The following is a 17,999-nucleotide window of genomic DNA, read 5'->3' as shown; positions in this document are numbered from 1 at the left end:
GCGACGTCGAGCACGGCGAAATGGTGGTGATCGACGCCGACGGGGTCACCAGCCTGAAGCCTTTCCCGGCCAAGCAGGCCCGCCCGTGCATCTTCGAATATGTCTATTTTGCTCGCCCCGATTCCGTCGTGAACGGCCGCTCGGTCTATGATGTGCGCAAGCGCATGGGCCGCCGCCTGGCGCAGGAGAGCCTGGTGGACGCCGACGTGGTGGTGCCGGTGCCGGACTCGGGCGTTCCTGCCGCGCTCGGCTTCGCCCAGGAGGCGGGCCTGCCCTTCGAGATGGGCATCATCCGCAACCACTATGTCGGTCGCTCCTTCATCCAGCCGACCCAGGCGACGCGTGAGTCCAGCGTGCGGATGAAGCTGTCGCCCAACCGTTCGGTGCTGGCCGGCAAGCGGGTGATCCTGGTCGACGACTCGATCGTGCGCGGCACCAACTCGGTGCGCGTCGTGCGCATGGTGCGCGAAGCCGGCGCCGCGGAGGTGCATCTGCGCTCGGCCTCGCCACCGATCATGTGGCCAGACTACTACGGCATCGACATGCCCGACCGCGACAAGCTGCTCGCCGCCAACCACTCCGTGGAGGAGATCGCCAAGATCCTCGGCGTCGACTCCATGGGTTACCTCTCTATCGAGGGCCTCTACTGGTCGATGGACGCAGCCCCGCGGGATCCAGCCAGCCCGCAGTTCACCGACCACTACTTCACCGGCGATTATCCCACGCGGCTGCTGGACCGCGAGATCGCCGAGGGCCGCAACGAGCTTTCCGAACGACAGCTCTCGTTTCTGGTCGACGCGTGAGCGAAGCCAAGTCCGGCGGCCTTCTCAGCCGCCTGAAGGTCGACAAATACCTCCTGCTGATCGTTTCCATGGTGGTCGCAGCCTCGTTCCTGCCGGCGCGGGGCGAGGCGGCGGTCGCGTTCGGCTGGGCGACCAAGATCGCCATCGGTCTGGTGTTCTTCCTGCATGGCGCCCGGCTGTCGCGGGAAGCGGTGGTCGGCGGCCTGACCCACTGGCGGCTGCATCTGGTGGTGATGGCCGCGACCTTCGCTCTCTTCCCGCTGCTCTGCCTTGGCCTGGCCGCCCTACCCGCCTGGATCATGCCCTCGGCGCTGGCGGGCGGCGTGGTCTTCCTGGGTTGTCTGCCCTCGACCATCCAATCGTCCATCGGATTCACAGTGATCGCTCGAGGCAATGTCGCCGCCGCCGTGGCCGCAGCGTCCGCCTCCAACCTGTTCGGCATCGTGCTGACCCCGATCCTGGTGGGCCTCTTGATGCACGCCAAGAGCGCGATTTCGCCCAGCTCGGCCTGGTCGATCGTCGCGCAGCTCCTGTTGCCCTTCGTGGCCGGTCAGGTGGCGCGCCAGTGGATCGGCGGCTGGGTCACACGCTACGCCAAGGTGGTGCAGATCGTTGACCGCGGTTCAATCCTGCTGGTGGTCTACACCGCCTTTTCCAGCGCCGTGGTGGAAGGCGTCTGGTCGCAGATCAGCGCGCTGGACCTCGTGCGACTGCTGGTCATCTGCGCTGTCCTGCTGGCCGCGGTCCTGGCCGCCACCTACTTCGCCGCCCGTGCGCTGGGCTTCTCGAAGCCTGACGAAATCGCCATCGTATTCTGCGGGTCGAAGAAAAGCCTGGCGAGCGGCGTGCCCATGGCCGGCGTGCTGTTTCCCGCAGCCACAGCCGGACTGGCGCTGCTCCCGCTGATGCTGTTCCACCAGATCCAACTCATGGCGTGCGCGGTGATCGCCCAGCAGTACGCAAAGCGGGCAGACTTGGAGCCTGTTAGCGGCTCGCCCCTTCCCGGTTCAGGTGTCGCCTGAACCGCACAGGAAGGGTCGATCTTTAAAAGTTTAGAGCGCGTCGGACGGGTGAACCGGCTTCCACTTCACCCTGACGCGCTCTAGGAAGCCGCCCATGTCCGATTCCACTCTTCCTCTCTCCGACAAGATCGCCCTCGTCACCGGGGCCAGCCGCGGCATCGGCCGCGCCGCCGCCCTCGCGCTCGCCAAGGCCGGCGCCCACGTGGTGGCCGTGGCCCGCACCGAGGGCGGCCTGACCGAACTCGACGACGAGATCCGCGGGGCCACCGGCCAGCCCGCCACGCTGGTCCCACTGGACATCGCCGAGGGCAATGGGCTCGACCAACTGGGTCTGGCGCTGCACCAGCGGTTCGGACGCCTGGATGTGCTGGTCCACGCCGCCGCGATCCTCGGACCCATGACGCCGGTGAGCCACCTGGAGCCCCACCACTGGGACAAGGTGATGGCCGTCAACCTGACCGCCTCCTATCGCCTGATCCGCAGCCTGGAGCCCCTGCTGCGCGCCTCGGAGGCCGGAAGGGCCATCTTCCTCACCAGCGGCCGCGCGGCGCGTCCCAAGGCCTTCTGGGGGCCCTACGGCATCACCAAGGCCGGACTGGAGCACATGGTGCGGACCTGGGCCGACGAACTGGAGCAGACTTCTGTCCGCGCGGTCCTGCTCGACCCCAACACCATGCGCACCAAGATGCGCGCCGAGGCCATGCCCGGCGAGGACCCCGAGACGGTGACGCCGCCGGAGGAGATCGGTCCCTTGATCGTGGAGCTGGCGCAGGCCGACCTGGGGCTGCCGACCGCTAACGTGGTCTTCGCGGAGTGGAAGGCCCGCGGGAGGCTCGTTTCGGCTTAGTGCCGGGCCGCAGGAGCTTCGCGGTCCGCCCACGCGGCGATCCGGCCTTGGGCTTCGGCTTGCCGTGCGATTTGGGCTTCGGCTTGCCCGACGCGCCGGCCTTGGCCTTGGCGGAGGCGGCGATGCGGGTCTTGGCTTTGAGCCCTGTCGTCGGCAGCGACTCGCCGAAGGGCGCGCGAGCCGAGCCCTGGCCCGACTTCTCCTCGCCCTCGGCGTAGGGGTTCTTGTTCGACTTGACCGTCACCCGGATCGGGACGCCCGGCAGCTCGAAACTCTCGCGGATCGAGTTGATCAGGTAGCGGCGGTAGCTTTCCGGAAGTTGCTCGGCGCGGCTGGCGAACAGCACGAAGGTCGGCGGCCGCGACTTGGTCTGGGCCATGTACTTGGGCTTGATCCGCCGCCCGTTCACCGCCGGGGGCGGGTGACGTTCGACAGCCATGCGCAGCCAATCGTTGAGGTCTCGGGTCTTCACCTTGGTCGACCAGTGCTCATGCACCTGGAAGACCGCGGGCATCAGCTTTTCCAGGCCCCGGCCGGTCTCGGCGGAGAGCGCGACGATCGGTGTCCCGCGCACCTGCGGCAGCTGGCGCTGCGCTTCTTCGATGAACGCCGCGAGCCGGGCTTGCGGGTCCTCCACCAGGTCCCACTTGGCCAGCACGAAGACGAGGCCGCGTCCCTCGCGCTCGACCAGATCGGCGATCTGCAGGTCCTGGATCTCGAAGGGATGGGTGGCGTCCATCACCAGGATCACCACTTCGGCGAAGGTGATGGCGCGGATGGAGTCGTGGGTGGAGAGCTTCTCCAGCTTCTCCTGCACGCGCGCCTTGCGCCGAAGCCCGGCGGTATCCACCAGCCGGATCGCGCGGTCGCCCCACGTCCAGTCCACGGGGATCGCGTCGCGGGTGATGCCGGCCTCGGGCCCCACCAGCATCCGGTCCTCGCCGATCAGCTTGTTGACCAGGGTCGACTTGCCGGCGTTGGGCCGCCCGACGATGGCGATCTTCACCGCCTTGTCGCCGTCCTCGTCCGCGTGATCGCTCTGATCCGGAGCCACCGCGATCAGCGCCGCGTAGAGGTCGGCCATGCCTTCGCCGTGCTCGGCCGAGATCGGCACCGGCTCGCCCAGGCCCAGGCCGAACGCTTCAAGGATGCCCTGGTCGCCCGCCCTGCCCTCGGCCTTGTTGGCGGCCAGCACCACCGGCATGTCACGGCGGCGCAGGATCTCGGCGAACACCTCGTCGATGGGGGTCACGCCGTCGCGGCTGTCGATGACGAACAGGGCTACATCGGCCTCGTCGATGGCCAGTTCCGTCTGGATGCGCATCCGCGCCTCGAGGCTGTCGTCCGTCAGGTCCTCGAACCCGGCGGTGTCAATCAGCTCGAGGTCCAGGTCGCCGATGCGCCCGGTGCCGAAGCGCCGGTCGCGGGTCACGCCCGGCTGGTCGTCGACGATGGCGAGCTTTCGCCCCGCCAGCCGATTGAACAGCGTGGACTTGCCGACGTTGGGACGCCCGACGATCGCGAGTTTCAGCGCCATGGCGTCAGCATAGACCTATTGGTCAGCGCAGCGCGATCAGCTGGCCGCTGTCGGTGACCACATAGATCGTATTGCCCGCGACGATGGGGCCGATGAGCACCGGCGCCCCGACCATGACCTTCTTCTCGACCTCGCCGGTTTTCGCGTTCACGGCGGCGACGACGCCATCGGAGGAGGCGATGATCAGCCGGTTGTTGACCAGGATCGGATTGGTCCAGATGGCCTTGGGGATCACGTGCGCCCCGATGCCCCAGAGACCGCCCTTCTTCTTGATCACATAGCCGGCGTTCATGTCGTGGACCCAGTAGATCTGGCCGCTTTCGCGAGCCGCGCAGATCAGCTTGCCGTCCACCGCTTCCACATAGACCACGTCGCCCGCGGGCAGCGGCGAGGTGATGCCCACCACCGGCAGGCTCCAGCGCGCCGTGCCGGTGCGCAGGTCGGTGGCGGCGAACACGCCGGAGTGGCTGACGGCGAACACGTCGCCGCCGTAGATCACCGGGCGGCCCGGGATGTCGCGGATTTCCGACAGCGCGCTGGTGCGGCTGGCGCGGGAAAGCGCGTTGTTCCACAGGTCGTTGCCGTTGGCGGCGCGCAGCGCGATCAGTTCGCCCGAACCGAACGAAGCCACCACCGTGTCGCCGGCCACCGCCGGGCTAGAGGCCGCCAGGATCCGCGCCGATTCCGACAGGGCCTGGTAGGTCCAGCCTGGCGCGCCGGTGGCGGCGTCGAAGGTCAGCAGGGTGTTGTCCAGAGCCACGGTCATCACCCGGCCGCCGAACACGTTCGGCGCGCCGTGGATCGGCTGCTCGGTGCGGGTGCGCCATCCGACTCGGCCGGTGGCCGCGTCGAGCTGGGCCACCAGGCGGAAGCCGGACGTCACGTAGAGCTTGCCGTCGGCGAAGGCCAAGCCCCCGCCAAAGCCCTCGCGGTCGCGCTTGTTGTCGTTGGGCCGCATGTTGATGCGCCAGATCTCGGCGCCGGTCTGGGCGTCGTGGGCGCTGACCTCGGCCTGGGCGTCCATGGTGTAGACCTTGCCGGCCGCTTCCACCGGAGGCGCAATGATCAGTTCGCCATCCTTGGTGCCCTTACCGATGCCCTTACGCCAGGCGATCGCCAGGTTCGGCGCGGCGTTGGCGTTGCCAACGGACTGCTCGGGCGTGCCGCCCGGCAGCGGCCAGGCGGCCACGGTCTCCACCGGCGGCAGGGCGAAGTCGACGCCCTTCAAGGCCTCGGCGGGCTCCAGCTTCTGGTCCTCGGAGAGGATCGAGATGCGATCACCCTCGGAGGCCGTCTCCTTCGGCGCCGCGCCGTGGAAGGGGTTGATGCGTCTGACCGTCGAACAGCCGGTCACGCCTAGCGCCACCACCAGCAGGACGGTGGGCAAAATCTTGCGGCTGAATGTCATTGCGGGCCGGACGCCTGGTCTTGTTCCGGGGGAGCCAGACCCATTGGCAGGCCGCCTGGGCCGACCAGCATCGGCGGTGGAATGGCCAGCGCGGCCTTCACCGTGGCCGGCACGGCCTTGGCCGAGCCGGTGTCGATCAGGTCCATGGCGGCCTTGGCCCGCTGGCGGGCGCCGTCGGGCGCGTCCAGGGATTGGGAGATCACGACGAAGTCGCTCTTCGCGCCGGCGGTGTCCCCCTTCATCAGCTTAGCGAAGGCCAGGGCCTCACGCGCCTGCACCCGATAGGGATGCCCGTCTTTCATCAGCGGCGCCAATCGCCCCTCCACTTCCGCGAAAGGAGCGGTGTCGAGTATGGCGAAGGCGGATTTGAGGCGCGCCGCATCCCCCAGTATGTCATCCGGCGCACCGCTTGCGGCCTGGTCGAACAAGGCGACCGCAGCCTTCACGTCTTCCGGCTTGCCGCCGGCGAGCTTGACGCCGCCCAGCTGCATGAGCGCCAGGGTGCGATAGGCCTTGGCTTGCGACTTGGAGACCTCGGTCCAGATCTGTTCGGCCTTAGCGCTGTCGCCCTGAACGGCGGCCGTCAGGGCGGCGGAGTACTGCTCGGAAGCCTTGTCGGTGATCTGCTGGTTGTATTGCTTCCAACCCCACACCGCGAGGGTGGCGACGAGCGCCGCGGCGGCGACAGCGATCACCCACGGCGCGGCCCTGCGCGCAAGCGTCCGGTAGCGGTCGGAGCGTAGCTGCTCCTCGACCTCTTCAAACAGATCGGTCAATCGGGGACTCCGGACAGAATTTCAGGCGGCGTTTCAGAGGCCGGGAACCTATAGCGCCCCGCCTCGCGCCGCAACCGATCCGCCCACGCATGCAACGGCGTGCTGCGAAGCCGCGGACAAGGTTCAGATTTCGCCGATCACGCGGGTCAGGACGAAGCCCATCATGATCACCGCCAGCCCGGCGGCCACCCACACCACTGCCCCGCCGCTTGAGACGGCGGTGATCCAGTCGGTGGTGGTCGACAGATGATTGAGGCTGGTGGACAGGAAGCGCGCGGAATCGCCCGCCGTCTCCACCCGCTGGAACAGGCCGGACATCATCAGCTGGCTGGCGCCGATCACGCCGCCGACCACGCCCGCCGCGCCGATCAACCAGCGGCGCGCCGTCCAGCCGGCGTTCAGCCGGCGCTCCACGCGCTCGGCAAACGCGCCCGCGTCCGCCAGTTCAGGGGACTCCGCGAAAAGACGCTCAAGGCGCCGCTCGAATTCGAGCTCAGCCATTGCCACGCCTCCCTTCAAGAACGACGCCGTCGTCCGGCGCCAGTCGCGTTCTGAGTTTTTCCAGACCACGTTTGACATGGGATTTGACCGTTCCGAGTGGCAGGTTCAAGGCCTCAGCCGCCTCCGTGTGAGAAAGTCCGGCGCCAAAGCACATGCTGACGCAAAGGCGTTCCGCCTCGCTCAGCGCCTTCAGCGCCTCTTCGAGGTCGATGTTCGCGTCGGCGTCGCCGCGCGGGACCTCAGGTTCGTCTTCGATCGCCTCGGCGGTCATCGAACTGAGCCGCCGGTCGCGTTGCAGGCGGCGCAGATAGATCCGGGCCGCGATCTTCTTCACCCAGGCGGCGAAGGTCCCTTCCCCGCGGAATTCCGCGATCCGCTCGAAAGCAGTGAGGAAGGCGTCCTGGGCCACATCGTCGGCCTCTGCGCCTTGCGCGCCCATCCGGCGAAGCACGCCGCGCACGGCCGATCCGTGACGCCGCACCAGTTCCCCGAAGGCGCGCCGTTCCCCGGTCGCCGCGAAGCCGCAAAGCTCCACGTCGTGCGAACTGGCGAACCTGGAATGTCTTGCGCCCGGCATTGGGCTGCTCCCCCGGCTAAGCCAGCGCCTAGCTCTTGGTGGTGCGGTTGATCAGGGCCAGCGCGATGAACGCCAGGCCGATGAAGACGGGGAACGCCGCGACGGCGATCATGGGAATGGTGGATTCCGGCTCCTCATAGCCAAGCGCAATCCCCATGGCGACGAAGCCCAGGCCGACGCCGAGCCAGATGATGCCGGTCCTCAGGTCTCGGCTCGCCGAAGGCTGCGGCCGCAAATTGATGTTGCGGGCGGCGTTTTCCATGACCTCGGTCGGCATCGCCTGACCGCTCTCGATGGCCGCCCGCAGGGTCTCCTGGACCCGCATGCGCTCCTGGGAGCGCAGCCAGAACGGCACGACGATGACGACGGTAATCGATCCGAAGATGATTCCGATGATGAGAATGGCTTCCATATCAGGTCTCTCTGTTGTCCCTTGCGACGGACCGATCCGGCCTGTCTCTCGTGGGGAAAGAGACCTAGGCGGGGGCCTTCGGATGCAAGTTGTAACGTGAAACCTTGGTCATGATCCAAGGCCTAGCGCCGCGGCCGGGCGGCCGCCGCTGAGGATCATGGTCGCGCAGAACGCCAAAACGACCGCCCCCAGCGCCGGCGCTAGGCCCTGCGAGACCGCCACAAGCGCCGTCTGCAGCGTCGGCCAGACGAACCACATGGCGCCTGCGCCCACGACGCTGACACCAGACAGCACGGCCACGTCCTCGCGGAAACGGCGGCGCATGACCTGCTCCATCACCGCGGTCGAGAAGGCGGCGTCGCGGGCGGGAGGCTCGTCCTGGGCGAAAAGGACCTTCAGGCGGTCGTCAGCTTGCGTCATCACACACTCCCAACGCTAGCAGGAGCCGCGCACGGCCCCGCGATATATGGCTTTTCACAGTTCCCAGCGGCATGTCGAGGGCTTCGGCGGCCTCCGCGTGGCTGAAGTCGGCCGCAAGGCAAAGCGCCACGCAGGCCCGTTGTTCCGCCGGCAGTTCGGCCATGGCCTTCTCAAGGGCGATCTTGTCCTCAGCTGGCGCGTCCAGAGTCACCTCGCGGTCGTCTTCGTAGGCCTGCCCCCGCGCCCGTTCGCGGCTTGCCGAGCGCACCGCGGTCAGGTGCTTGTTGTAGCCGATGCCGCAGAGCCAGGCGCGTACGCTGGCGCCGGCTTTCAGCCGCCCGATCCGCGACCAGGCCGCCAGGAAGGTCTCCTGCGCCAGGTCGTCGGCCGCGGACCAGTCGCCGCAGGCCCGCCGCAGGAAGGCGCGGACAGCCTGCTGGTGCCGCTCGACCAGCCGCGAGAAGGCCTCTGCCGAACCGCCTTGGGCGGCGGCGACCAGCGCTTCATCGAGGCTCGCCGGTGACATCAGGGTCGACTCACTTGTCCCGGAAATTCCAGGCCATCAGGGCGAACACCAGATTGGCGATGGTGATGATGGTCATGATGATCGCCACGATGTGGAAAGCGCCATCGGCGCCCGGCCAATCGGCCCATTGGGCGGCCCACCAAAAGCCCGCGGCGACCGCGCCGGTGACGAGCACGCGACGCCACTGCCAATAGGGTCCGTAGCGATAGTAGTTGCGGTACATCCGGCGCATGTAGCGCGGGCCGCCCCAGCCGTAGCCATAGGGCCCATATGGCCCGCCGGGGCCGCCCGGACCGTAGCCGCCGGGCGCCTCGCCGTTCATGTCGCCGCCGACCCCGCGCACCAGCTCCGGCGGCGGTTCCTTGCCCTGTTCGGCGTAATGCTTCAGCAGATCCAGGTGATCGCGACTGCGCTTATAGGCGAGCCAGCGGTCCCAAGCGCCGAAGACGAAGGCGCCGATCGGAAAGAGCAGCCACCAATAGTCGCGGAAGAACTCTTCCATGAGCTTTCGCCCCTTGATCTTGTGGCGGTCCAAACCCTGCGCGGTCCGCCCTTTGCCTGATAGTCGCCGCCAATCCCGCGATCGGATGCAGGATCGAGCCTACCCCCTTACGTGCGCGTCAGCCACGACGGCGGCGGCCTCGGGGCGCACCTACCCCAGGCGCGCGGCGTAGGTCTCCGGCTTGAACCCGACGATCAGGCCGCCATCGGTCTCCAGCACGGGGCGCTTGATCATCGAGGGTTGAGCCAGCATCAGGCCGATCGCCTTGGCCTCGGTCAGGTCGGCCTTGTCCGCGTCCGGCAGCTTGCGGAAGGTCGTGCCCGATCGGTTGAGCAGCACCTCCCAGCCCACCGCCTTGACCCAGCCCTCCAGCCGAGCGGGATCGATCCCGACCGCCTTATAGTCGTGGAAGGCATAGTCGACGCCGTGATCGGCCAGCCAAGCACGGGCCTTCTGCATCGTGTCGCAGGCCTTGATGCCGTAGATCGTGCGGCGGCTCATTGCGGACGGGCCGGGATGGTGAGGCCGCGCTGCACCGCCGGCCGCGCCAGGCCGCGCTCCAGCCAGGCCGGGACGTTCTTCAGGCGCGCGTAGTCGACCAACCCGCCGGCCTCATAGAACCCGACCAGGTTGCGGACCCACCCCAGCATGGCGATGTCGGCGATGGTGTAGTCGTCGCCCATGATCCATTGCCGACCTTCCAGGCGGCCCTCCAGCACACCCAGCAGGCGCTTGGACTCCGCGGCGTAGCGGTCGCGAGGGCGCTTGTCCTCGTAGTCGCGGCCCGCGAATTTGTGGAAGAAGCCAACCTGCCCGAACATCGGGCCGGGACCGCCCATCTGCCAGAACACCCAGGCCAGGGTCTCGTAACGCCTGGCCGGGTCGGCGGGCAGCAGCTTGCCGGTCTTCTCCGCCAGATAGACCAGGATCGCGCCGGATTCGAAGAGGCCCATGGGCTCCCCGTCCGGCCCGTCCGGATCGATGATCGCCGGGATCTTGCCGTTGGGATTGAGCGACAGGAATTCCGGCGTCTGGCTCTCGTTCTTGCCGATGTCGACCAGGTGCGGCTCGTACGGCAGCCCGATCTCCTCCAGCATGATCGACACTTTCACGCCGTTGGGCGTCGGCAGCGAATAGAGCTGCAGGCGCTCGGGATGCTGTGCGGGCCATCGCCGGGCGATCGGGAAGGCGGCGAGGTCGGACATGAAAGGCTCCAGCGAGCGCGAAACATAGGTTCGGAAGCTCAGGCCACAAGCGGCCAACGCCCCAGGACCTCAAGGCGTACGTCGCCATCGGGGCTGTCCAGCAGCACGAATTCGCGCGCCCGCCAGCCGATCGGCTCGACGAAAGCCTGGGCAAGGTCCCGCTTGTCCCGGAGCAAGCTCACGTGCGGCAGGAATTCCGGCTCGCGGCGCGGCGCCATGTTGCCGGACGCAAGCGCCTTGTGGAGCGAGGCGTTCAGCAACTGAACCCCGATCACACCCTCCTCTCCCAGCAGGACCAAGGGATGAGGATCGTCGTTCCAGCTTTGCACGTGGTTCAGCGTCACCTGGAATGGCGCGGCCACGACCTTGTCGGCAAGGGCGATCGCCTTCTCCATGACGGCCCGGGTCGGCGGACCGCGGAACGTCCCGACGAAGTTCAGCGACAGGTTCAGGCGAGCCGCTGATGTCGGGCGACCCTTCAGCCCATGCCTCTGACGCAGGTCAGACGCCAGTCGAACCATGGCCTCGGCCGCCTCGGCGTCCGGCTGCAGCGCAAAGAAGACCCGATGTTCCGGCGAGACGGCGCACTCCAGTTCGGCGCCCCATCGCGCCTGCGCCGCACGTCTACAGGATCGCGAGCCGCGCGGGGAGCCAAGCGATAGGCGCCGGCGCCTATGGGCTTGACCTCACAGGGCAGTCGGCCTCCCCTACCCGGCGCACGCCGCCATCAGAGCGCCGGCCCTAGTGAGGATGATCGCAATGAACAGCCGGCTTCTGGCCTTCGCCCTGGCGACCTCCGCGCTGGCCCTCGGCGCCACCGGGCCGGCCAGGGCGCAGACCGACCCGGCCGCGGTGGCTAAGGGCTATAGGGCGCCGCACAACGCCTCGGGCCAGCCCGACATCTCCGGGGTCTGGAGCAACGCCACCATCACCCGGCTGGAACGAGACCCGAAGTACGGCGAACGGCTGATCCTGACGCCGGCCGAGGCGGCGACCATCGAGGGCGCCAGCGATCAGCGCAACGCCCGCCTGCGCGCCAACACAGACACCACGATCAAGGATCCGGACAAGCTGCCGGAATGCCAGAGCGGCGCGCAAGGCGCGGCCTGCGGCTACAACGCCTTCTGGACCGACCCCGGCACGCGGCTCGTGCGAATCGGCGGCGAGGCCCGCACTTCGATCCTGACGTCGCCGGCGAACGGCCGGCTACCGGGCCGTCCCAGCGTTCCCGCCGCGCGCGCCCGCGCGCAGTTGGGCGGGAATTTCGATAACCCGGAGAACCGCGCGCTCGGCGAACGCTGCATCGTCGGCTTTGGTGGCACCTCGGGTCCGCCGATGATGCCGGTGCTCTACAACAACCACTACCAGATCCAGCAAACCAAGGACGCCGTCGTGATCCTTGTCGAGATGATCCACGACGCCCGCATCGTCCGGATCGGCGGCGTCCATCCGTCGCCGGAGGTCCGCACCTGGATGGGCGACTCGATCGGCCACTGGGAGGGGGACACCCTGGTGGTCGAGACCGCCAATCTGCGCCGCGAACAGGGCCTGCGCGGGCCGGAGGACAACATGAAGGTGATCGAGCGCTTCACCCGCGTCTCGCCGCAGCAAATCCTCTACCAGTTCGAGGTGGTCGACCCTGCCGCCTTCTCGGCGCCCGTGAAGGGCGAGGAAGCGCTGAACTTCACCAGGGACAGGATCTACGAATACGCCTGCCACGAGGGGAACTACGCCATGACCGGCATCCTCGCCGGCGCGCGTCAGGCGGAGAAGGAAGGCCGGCCGGTCGAGGGCAATCGCGGCCAGGTGAAGGAAGAAGGCGGCGACTGAGCCGCGTCGACCTCAGGACCCCGTCGAGGCGGCCGAGGATTCCGTCGCGGCCAGAGGGGTCGCCTGACCCGCCGTCGCCAGCAGCCGGATCAGCGCGTCAGGACGCATCGGCTTGGCCAGATGGTCGTCCATGCCTGCGGCCCGGGCCTCGGCGATGTGCTCGGGAAGGGCGTTGGCGGAAAGCGCAATGATGGGCGTTCGCGCCCAGCCGTGAGCCGCCTCGAGCGCCCGGATTTCCCGCGCAGCGCTCAGCCCGTCGAGCACCGGCATCTGGATATCCATCAGGATCAGGTCGTAGGCGTCGGCGGCCATGGCCTCGACGGCCTGTCGGCCGTTTTCCACCATCGTCAGCTCCACCCCGAACGGCTCCAGGATGAGGGCCACCACCTGGCGGTTGGTGGGGTGGTCCTCGGCCACCAGGACGCGCATCCCGGCGATGTCGCCGACGGCCTGTTCGGTCGAGGGCTCGGCCACAGGCGCGGCGGTGGCCGCAAGCGGAAGGATCACCGTGAACGCCGAGCCCTCGCCGGGCCGCGACACGGCTTTCAGCGATCCGCCCATCAGCGCGGCCAGGGACGCCGAAATCGCCAGCCCGAGGCCTGAACCGCCAAACCGGCGCGTGATGGAGCCGTCGGCCTGCTGGAAGCGGTTGAACAGCCGCTCGTGGAACTCCGGCGAGAAGCCCACGCCTGTGTCGCTAACCGTGAAGGCCACCGCCTTGCCGCGACCGCGCACGTCGAGGGAGACCTTGCCCGCCGCGGTGAACTTCACGGCGTTTGACAGCAGGTTCGAGAGGATCTGGGTGACGCGGACGTCGTCGCCCAGGCGCCAGCCCTTCACGTTCGGGGCCACGATGACTTCGAAGTCCAGGCCCTTGGCCTCGGCGCTGGCCCGGTGCAGGGCCGCGATGGTGGCGACGCAGTCGGCGAGGTCGAAGGGCGCGGGCGTGATGGGCAGCTGGCCGGCCTCGATCCGGCTGATGTCCAGGATGTCGGTCAGCACCTGCTCCAGCAGCCGCCCCGAGGCCACGACCAGGTCGGCGGTCTGGCGTCCGCGCTCCGTCGTCTGTTCCTTGGCAAGCACGCTGGAGAGCGCGATCACCCCGTTCAGCGGCGTCCTCAGCTCGTGGCTCATATTGGCCAGGAAGTCGGTCTTGGCGGCGTTGGCGCGTTCCAGTTCCGCGGTGCGGGCTCCGACCCGCTGCTCGAGGTCGGCCAGGATCTCGTCGCCGCGGGCACGCTCGTCGCGAAGGGTGCGGGCCAGATGGCCGATCTCATCGTCCCGGGCGGCCAGGGCCCCGGCGCCGGCGGCGCCCGGGTCGCCGAGCGCCTGCAGAGGCCTGATCACCTGGCGGCGGACCATCCAGAACAGGATCGCTGCTCCAATCGCGATCACCAGGAACTTGCCCAGGAAATCCGGCAGCAGGGCCGACCAGGGATCGGCCTGCGCCTTGGCCTTGGGGAAGGTCACCAGCAGCAGCCAGGAGGGACCGTCGAGATGGCCGTAGGCGACCAGCATCTTGCCATCCGGACTGTCGACGACGCCGCTCGCCTTTCCCTGCGCCCGGATCCGGGCGACCAGCGCCGGCACGCCATAGGACTGTTCCAGGGCCGACACAGCCTTTCGGTTGAGGGCCTGCGGGTTGGTGAATCCCGGGAACGCGACGAGTTCGCCCTGGTCGGAGGCGATCAGGCTGGTGGCGCCTGGCGGGGTGTCACGCAGGACCTGGGTCAGGTAGGAGCCGGCCATCACGGTGGTGCCCCAGGCGCCGACATAGCGCCCGTCGATGTAAATCGGGCTGACGCAGCCGCTGATCAGGGTCCGTTGGGTCGTGTCCTGCAAAAGGGGCGACAATGGCGTGCACCGCATCCGCCCGCTCGGGTCGTTCTGCGGCAGCGGATAGGAGCCTTGGTCGGTGCGGTCGAAATCGACGCCGGCCGGGGCGGTCTTCCGGAAGAAGGTCAGCCGCTCCGCGCGGTTCGGCGCAAAGACGATCAGACGATCCTTCGGCGACAGGAAAAAGAAGTTCTCGAACTTGGCGAGGTCGGACTCGCCCACGCGGTCGACCACCAGGGCCGCCGCCATTATCACCCGACGTTCCGCCGGCGTCAGGTCGTCGGCATGACCGATGTAGGCGCCGACCCCATAGATCGCATCGCCGTTGGCGGTGCGCTCGCCGTCGTACAGGCTGTCGCGGCTACGGCGGGTTCCGTCGCCCTTCTCCGGAAACCAGGCGTCGAACTGCCGGTCGACGGCCGACCCTGGCGGCATCAGCTGCAGTCTGCGCCGCAGGGCGTCGGTGGCGGCGCTCTGCTTGGCGCGCAGGGTGTCGAAAAGGTCTTGCTCGGTGCGGGTGCGCTCCTTCACATAGAGCGCAAGGTCATCGATCCGGTGCTTCTCGACCTGCCGCCGGTAGGACGAATAGGTCACGACCGTATCGACAAGCAGAAGCACCGTCATGCTGACGATGAGGCCAGCCAACAGCCTGGTGCTGATTGATCGGAATCGCATGCCTCTGAACCGTTCTCATTTCCGCCGGGCCCGAATAGCAACAAATGCTTACGGAAGGCTTTGCCGTCGGACGAAGCCCCGCGGCGGTTCGGCGCATCTGGGCGGCGCAGACCTGTTCCGGACTTAAGACCGGTGCCGCAGCCTGTTCCGCCACGCCACGACCGGCCGAGCACCATCCAGGAAGCGCTGGAACGCGCGGAGCTTGCGCTGCGCATGCAGCGTTTCGACGAAGCCGAGCGCCTCGCCGGGAACGTGCTGAAGTCGAACCCGGGCAACGTCCCCGCCGCGAAGCTGTTCGGCCAGGCGGTCCTGTTGCAAAGCCGCCCCGCCGAGGCGATCGCACCCTTGCAGAGGGCCGCGCGGCGCAGCCGGGATCCGGCCATTGAAACCCTGCTCGGAAGGGCCCTGGCCGAGGCCGGGCGAGGCGCCGAAGCCTTGGACCAGCTGCGCCAGACGACGCACCACCGACCGCCCTACCCGCTCGCGTTCGTCGAACTCGGCGACGAGCTCGGCAAGCTCGGGCGCTTCGATGAGGCGCTTGCGGTGTTCGAGGCGGGACTTGCCCTGGCGCCCGACGCCCCCGTGCTGCACATGGCGCTGGGCTATCTGCACCTGAACCGGAACCACCGCGCAGCCGCGCGGACGCTTTTCCAGCGGGTGCGTGCGGCCGCGCCGGAGCGGTATGACGCCCGGGTCGCGCTGGCCAACGTGATGACCCTGGACGGCGACTACGCCGGGGCGGCCGACCTCTACCGGCAAGCGCTTGAGATGCGGCCCGAGGACGCGATGACGCGGATCAGCCTTGGCAAATGTCTGCTGGAAATGGGCGAACGCGCCGAGGGCGAGGCGACCTTGCGAGCCGCGACACGCCGCGGCGCGCCAGTGACCGGGATGGCGATAGCCGCACTGGCCGCCACGCCGCACGGCCGGTTCTTCCTGCGCCCGAGCGCCGCGGCAAGGTTCCTGGGCGAGGCGCCGCCTGGCGTTTCCTAGGCCCGGAACCGCCGCCGGTAGACGCCTTTTTCGCGGTCGATGGCGACCAGGAGGCTCTGGGTCCTTTCGGCCTCCTCATCGGTGAAGGTCGCGGTGCGCACCGTCCAGGTTTCGCGCCTCACCGGGAAGCACTGCGCGATCGGCGTGCCCTTCGGCAGCACGCCGCTGAAGTTCACATCATGCCAATGGGCCGGGAAGTTGATCCATCCGTCGCTATAGCGGTCGCTGTCGACCAGGCCGGTGAGCGTCGTGAACGGCAGGTCGAACCGGTTGGCCGGATGGGTGAACAGCAGCGAATAGCCCTGAGGCGCCTCGATGGTCCAGAAACTGTGGAACTTGATCAGGAACCGATCGGCGTCGAACAGCGGCGTGCCGGTGATCTGCACCGCGTCGTGGATGCCGATCGGCGAGCGCGCGAAGCTGACCGCGCCGCCCGGCGGCAGGTCGCTGTCCCAGGTGAATTCGCCGTTCTCGACCTTCACGTCGCAGATCAGCGGGATCAGGAAACCGCTGGTCATGGCGTCGATGAAGGGCGGGCAACGCTTGACCGTGTCCACGTCGGCGGACACCAGCGCGCTGAACGCCTGCGCCGGCATGGTCTTCAGCCAATCCGGCAGGCCGAGCGCCGCCGGCGTCGGCGGCGGGAGACGCCCCTCAAGCTCCGGCGGGCACCGGAACGTCAGCGTCATTTGACCTTCGGATTCGGACGTCACGCCTGCCAGCCGTTACTGCGCGCTCAACCGCGAACGAAACCCAGGGTCGTGCAGGAGAGAGCCTACCAACCCTTCGAATCGCCGCCAACTGTCAAGAACGACCCGTCTCGTTTCTGGAATATGTCCGCTTCTTTGCCCGGCTGCCGATATTCGGGTCCGATGTCGCAGGATTCTCGGCGCCGAGGCGGCGGCGTACCCAGGCTTCCAATACCCGCCTGGCGAGAAATCCTCACGCCGATCAGCGGGCCAAATGCACCAACTGGCTCAGACCCGCTGCGCGTCCGTTCAATCCCTCATTGGCTTGACGAGCATCGCCGCGCGTCATGGTGGAGCCGGCAGGGTCCATGCCACAGCGATGGTCGGCTGGTCGGGACGGGTCCGACCGCCCAAGATCTTGCCGCTCCAACGGGCTGGCGCCCCGGCTCAGGCGGGCTGCAGGCCCGGCACCGGCGGCGAGCCGGCAGGATAGCGCGCGCCAACGGTCGAGCCCACCGGGAACGCGGCTTCGAGCGCGGCCACGGCGGTCGGATCCAGGACGAGGCGACCCGCCGCCCAGTTCGCCTCCAGGTGTGCGATGTGGCGGGTTCCGGGAATCGGGACGACATCCTTCGAGAGCACCCAGGCGAGGCTGACCTGAGCGACGGTCACGCCCAGACGCTCGGCGACGCCCTCAGCCACCGCGCGGCGCTTGGCGTTGGCGGCCACCGCATCGGCCTGGAAACGCGGATGTAGCCGGCGGCGGTCGTTCGCCTCGACCGGCTCGGCGCCGGCCAGGAAGCCGCGGCCCAGGGGACTGTAGGCCACGAAGCCGATCCCCAGCTCCCGGGCGGTGGGCAGGATCTCGGCCTCCACCTCGCGGGTCCATAGGGAATACTCGCTCTGCAGCGCGGCGATCGGATGGACCGCGTGCGCGCGGCGCAAGATCGCGGCGTCGACCTCCGACAGGCCGATGGCCCCGATTTTTCCCTCGGCCTTAAGGCGCGCAAGTTCGCCCACAGTGTCCTCGATCGGCGTCTGCGGATCGAGGCGATGCAGGTAATAGAGATCGACGTGGTCCACGCCGAGGCGGCGCAGGCTCGCCTCCACCGCGGCGCGCGCGTAGTCGGGCCGGCCGTCCAAGGCGCGGCCGCTGGTCTCGCGGTCGAGGCGGTTGCCGAACTTGCTGGCGATGACCAGCCGGTCACGCCGGCCTTTGATCGCCTTGGCCAGCAGCTCTTCATTGTGTCCGAGGCCATAGACATCGGCGGTGTCGAAGACGTTGATCCCGAGCTCGACCGCGCGGTCGAGGGTGGCCAGGGATTCCGCCTCGTCGGCCCGCCCGTAGGTATGGGAGAGGCCCATGCAGCCGAAGCCCTGGCGGCTAACGGAAAGCGGGCCCAGCGGGACGTGGTCGGGAGATGAGGTCGTCATGTCGGT

The 17,999-nt window shown here is 68.3% G+C and carries 20 protein-coding genes; 5 read left to right on the top strand and 15 right to left on the bottom strand.

All coding sequences use genetic code 11. The features are described from left to right. The 3 genes from E8A12_RS18115 to E8A12_RS18105 form a co-directional block, all read left to right on the top strand. Nucleotides 1-803 (top strand): amidophosphoribosyltransferase (locus tag E8A12_RS18115; RefSeq protein ID WP_293371411.1); only part of this gene is annotated, 803 nt, incomplete at its 5' end. After that, the gene (locus tag E8A12_RS18110) at nucleotides 800-1,825 is read left to right on the top strand and encodes a bile acid:sodium symporter family protein (protein WP_293371409.1); all 1,026 of its coding nucleotides are present in this window, start codon (nucleotides 800-802) and stop codon (nucleotides 1,823-1,825) included. The genes E8A12_RS18115 and E8A12_RS18110, both read left to right, overlap by 4 nt. 94 nt (nucleotides 1,826-1,919) lie before the next feature. Next, nucleotides 1,920-2,672 (top strand): SDR family NAD(P)-dependent oxidoreductase, encoded by a 753-nt coding sequence (locus tag E8A12_RS18105; protein WP_293371407.1) that lies wholly within the window; start codon nucleotides 1,920-1,922, stop codon nucleotides 2,670-2,672. Here E8A12_RS18105 and der read toward each other — a convergent pair. The 12 genes from der to E8A12_RS18045 form a co-directional block, all read right to left on the bottom strand. After that, entirely contained in the window at nucleotides 2,620-4,209 is a 1,590-nt protein-coding gene (der, locus tag E8A12_RS18100) for a ribosome biogenesis GTPase Der (RefSeq protein WP_293371405.1), read from the bottom strand. The two genes, E8A12_RS18105 and der, sit on opposite strands and share 53 nt — an antisense overlap. A gap of 22 nt (nucleotides 4,210-4,231) precedes the next feature. Continuing rightward, nucleotides 4,232-5,617 (bottom strand): PQQ-like beta-propeller repeat protein, encoded by a 1,386-nt coding sequence (locus E8A12_RS18095; protein WP_293371403.1) that lies wholly within the window; start codon nucleotides 5,615-5,617, stop codon nucleotides 4,232-4,234. Then, on the bottom strand, nucleotides 5,614-6,393 hold the full coding sequence (locus tag E8A12_RS18090; protein ID WP_293371401.1) for a tetratricopeptide repeat protein: 780 nt from the start codon (nucleotides 6,391-6,393) through the stop codon (nucleotides 5,614-5,616). Before E8A12_RS18090 ends, E8A12_RS18095 begins: the two co-directional genes overlap by 4 nt. 123 nt (nucleotides 6,394-6,516) lie before the next feature. Beyond that, nucleotides 6,517-6,894 carry a hypothetical protein gene (locus tag E8A12_RS18085; protein ID WP_293371399.1) on the bottom strand — a complete coding sequence of 126 codons (378 nt, stop codon included), beginning with the start codon at nucleotides 6,892-6,894 and terminating at the stop codon, nucleotides 6,517-6,519. After that, entirely contained in the window at nucleotides 6,887-7,471 is a 585-nt protein-coding gene (locus tag E8A12_RS18080; RefSeq protein ID WP_293371398.1) for a sigma-70 family RNA polymerase sigma factor, read from the bottom strand. Before E8A12_RS18080 ends, E8A12_RS18085 begins: the two co-directional genes overlap by 8 nt. 28 nt (nucleotides 7,472-7,499) lie before the next feature. Further along, nucleotides 7,500-7,883, bottom strand: coding sequence for a DUF6249 domain-containing protein (locus tag E8A12_RS18075; RefSeq protein ID WP_293371396.1), 384 nt, complete (start codon nucleotides 7,881-7,883; stop codon nucleotides 7,500-7,502). 108 nt (nucleotides 7,884-7,991) lie between these two features. After that, nucleotides 7,992-8,303 carry a hypothetical protein gene (locus tag E8A12_RS18070; RefSeq protein WP_293371394.1) on the bottom strand — a complete coding sequence of 104 codons (312 nt, stop codon included), beginning with the start codon at nucleotides 8,301-8,303 and terminating at the stop codon, nucleotides 7,992-7,994. Continuing rightward, nucleotides 8,290-8,829 (bottom strand): RNA polymerase sigma factor, encoded by a 540-nt coding sequence (locus E8A12_RS18065; RefSeq protein WP_293371392.1) that lies wholly within the window; start codon nucleotides 8,827-8,829, stop codon nucleotides 8,290-8,292. The genes E8A12_RS18070 and E8A12_RS18065 overlap by 14 nt, the downstream gene beginning before the upstream one ends. A gap of 10 nt (nucleotides 8,830-8,839) precedes the next feature. After that, nucleotides 8,840-9,331, bottom strand: a complete 492-nt coding sequence (locus E8A12_RS18060; RefSeq protein ID WP_293371390.1) for a hypothetical protein — start codon at nucleotides 9,329-9,331, stop codon at nucleotides 8,840-8,842. Between the two features lie 150 nt (nucleotides 9,332-9,481). After that, on the bottom strand, nucleotides 9,482-9,832 hold the full coding sequence (locus E8A12_RS18055) for an ArsC family reductase (RefSeq protein ID WP_293371388.1): 351 nt from the start codon (nucleotides 9,830-9,832) through the stop codon (nucleotides 9,482-9,484). Next, entirely contained in the window at nucleotides 9,829-10,536 is a 708-nt protein-coding gene (locus E8A12_RS18050) for a glutathione S-transferase N-terminal domain-containing protein (RefSeq protein ID WP_293371386.1), read from the bottom strand. The genes E8A12_RS18055 and E8A12_RS18050 overlap by 4 nt, the downstream gene beginning before the upstream one ends. A gap of 38 nt (nucleotides 10,537-10,574) precedes the next feature. Next, complete coding sequence (locus tag E8A12_RS18045) at nucleotides 10,575-11,057, bottom strand: 2'-5' RNA ligase family protein (protein WP_293371384.1); 483 nt, start codon at nucleotides 11,055-11,057, stop codon at nucleotides 10,575-10,577. Between the two features lie 238 nt (nucleotides 11,058-11,295). Between E8A12_RS18045 and E8A12_RS18040 the strand changes: the two genes are divergently transcribed. Further along, nucleotides 11,296-12,366, top strand: a complete 1,071-nt coding sequence (locus E8A12_RS18040) for a hypothetical protein (protein WP_293371382.1) — start codon at nucleotides 11,296-11,298, stop codon at nucleotides 12,364-12,366. A gap of 12 nt (nucleotides 12,367-12,378) precedes the next feature. On the opposite strand, the gene E8A12_RS18035 is transcribed toward E8A12_RS18040, so the two are convergent. Continuing rightward, a complete protein-coding gene (locus tag E8A12_RS18035) occupies nucleotides 12,379-14,877 on the bottom strand; it encodes an ATP-binding protein (RefSeq protein WP_293371380.1) in 2,499 nt (832 codons plus the stop codon). A gap of 132 nt (nucleotides 14,878-15,009) precedes the next feature. Here E8A12_RS18035 and E8A12_RS18030 point away from each other — a divergent pair, with 132 nt between their 5' ends. Further along, a complete protein-coding gene (locus E8A12_RS18030) occupies nucleotides 15,010-15,870 on the top strand; it encodes a tetratricopeptide repeat protein (RefSeq protein WP_293371378.1) in 861 nt (286 codons plus the stop codon). Here E8A12_RS18030 and E8A12_RS18025 read toward each other — a convergent pair. After that, entirely contained in the window at nucleotides 15,867-16,559 is a 693-nt protein-coding gene (locus E8A12_RS18025; protein WP_293371376.1) for a hypothetical protein, read from the bottom strand. The genes E8A12_RS18030 and E8A12_RS18025 overlap by 4 nt on opposite strands. Before the next feature lie 447 nt (nucleotides 16,560-17,006). Next, complete coding sequence (locus E8A12_RS18020; RefSeq protein WP_293371374.1) at nucleotides 17,007-17,993, bottom strand: aldo/keto reductase; 987 nt, start codon at nucleotides 17,991-17,993, stop codon at nucleotides 17,007-17,009. Nucleotides 17,994-17,999 lie beyond the last annotated feature (6 nt).

It is taken from the genome of Phenylobacterium sp., assembly GCF_004799395.1.
Lineage (GTDB): Bacteria > Pseudomonadota > Alphaproteobacteria > Caulobacterales > Caulobacteraceae > Phenylobacterium.
This window is presented reverse-complemented; position numbering and strand designations above follow the sequence as displayed.

What these genes read in the sequence shown, in the direction of transcription:
- E8A12_RS18045 (WP_293371384.1), bottom strand. Translation starts at nt 11,057, where the DNA reads ATGGTTCGACTGGCGTCTGACCTGCGTCAGAGGCATGGGCTGAAGGGT.
- E8A12_RS18025 (WP_293371376.1), bottom strand. Translation starts at nt 16,559, where the DNA reads ATGACGCTGACGTTCCGGTGCCCGCCGGAGCTTGAGGGGCGTCTCCCG.
- E8A12_RS18050 (WP_293371386.1), bottom strand. Translation starts at nt 10,536, where the DNA reads ATGTCCGACCTCGCCGCCTTCCCGATCGCCCGGCGATGGCCCGCACAG.
- E8A12_RS18035 (WP_293371380.1), bottom strand. Translation starts at nt 14,877, where the DNA reads ATGCGATTCCGATCAATCAGCACCAGGCTGTTGGCTGGCCTCATCGTC.
- E8A12_RS18065 (WP_293371392.1), bottom strand. Translation starts at nt 8,829, where the DNA reads ATGTCACCGGCGAGCCTCGATGAAGCGCTGGTCGCCGCCGCCCAAGGC.
- E8A12_RS18075 (WP_293371396.1), bottom strand. Translation starts at nt 7,883, where the DNA reads ATGGAAGCCATTCTCATCATCGGAATCATCTTCGGATCGATTACCGTC.
- E8A12_RS18020 (WP_293371374.1), bottom strand. Translation starts at nt 17,993, where the DNA reads ATGACGACCTCATCTCCCGACCACGTCCCGCTGGGCCCGCTTTCCGTT.
- E8A12_RS18085 (WP_293371399.1), bottom strand. Translation starts at nt 6,894, where the DNA reads ATGGCTGAGCTCGAATTCGAGCGGCGCCTTGAGCGTCTTTTCGCGGAG.
- E8A12_RS18070 (WP_293371394.1), bottom strand. Translation starts at nt 8,303, where the DNA reads ATGACGCAAGCTGACGACCGCCTGAAGGTCCTTTTCGCCCAGGACGAG.
- E8A12_RS18060 (WP_293371390.1), bottom strand. Translation starts at nt 9,331, where the DNA reads ATGGAAGAGTTCTTCCGCGACTATTGGTGGCTGCTCTTTCCGATCGGC.
- E8A12_RS18105 (WP_293371407.1), top strand. Translation starts at nt 1,920, where the DNA reads ATGTCCGATTCCACTCTTCCTCTCTCCGACAAGATCGCCCTCGTCACC.
- E8A12_RS18055 (WP_293371388.1), bottom strand. Translation starts at nt 9,832, where the DNA reads ATGAGCCGCCGCACGATCTACGGCATCAAGGCCTGCGACACGATGCAG.
- der (WP_293371405.1), bottom strand. Translation starts at nt 4,209, where the DNA reads ATGGCGCTGAAACTCGCGATCGTCGGGCGTCCCAACGTCGGCAAGTCC.
- E8A12_RS18040 (WP_293371382.1), top strand. Translation starts at nt 11,296, where the DNA reads ATGAACAGCCGGCTTCTGGCCTTCGCCCTGGCGACCTCCGCGCTGGCC.
- E8A12_RS18080 (WP_293371398.1), bottom strand. Translation starts at nt 7,471, where the DNA reads ATGCCGGGCGCAAGACATTCCAGGTTCGCCAGTTCGCACGACGTGGAG.
- E8A12_RS18095 (WP_293371403.1), bottom strand. Translation starts at nt 5,617, where the DNA reads ATGACATTCAGCCGCAAGATTTTGCCCACCGTCCTGCTGGTGGTGGCG.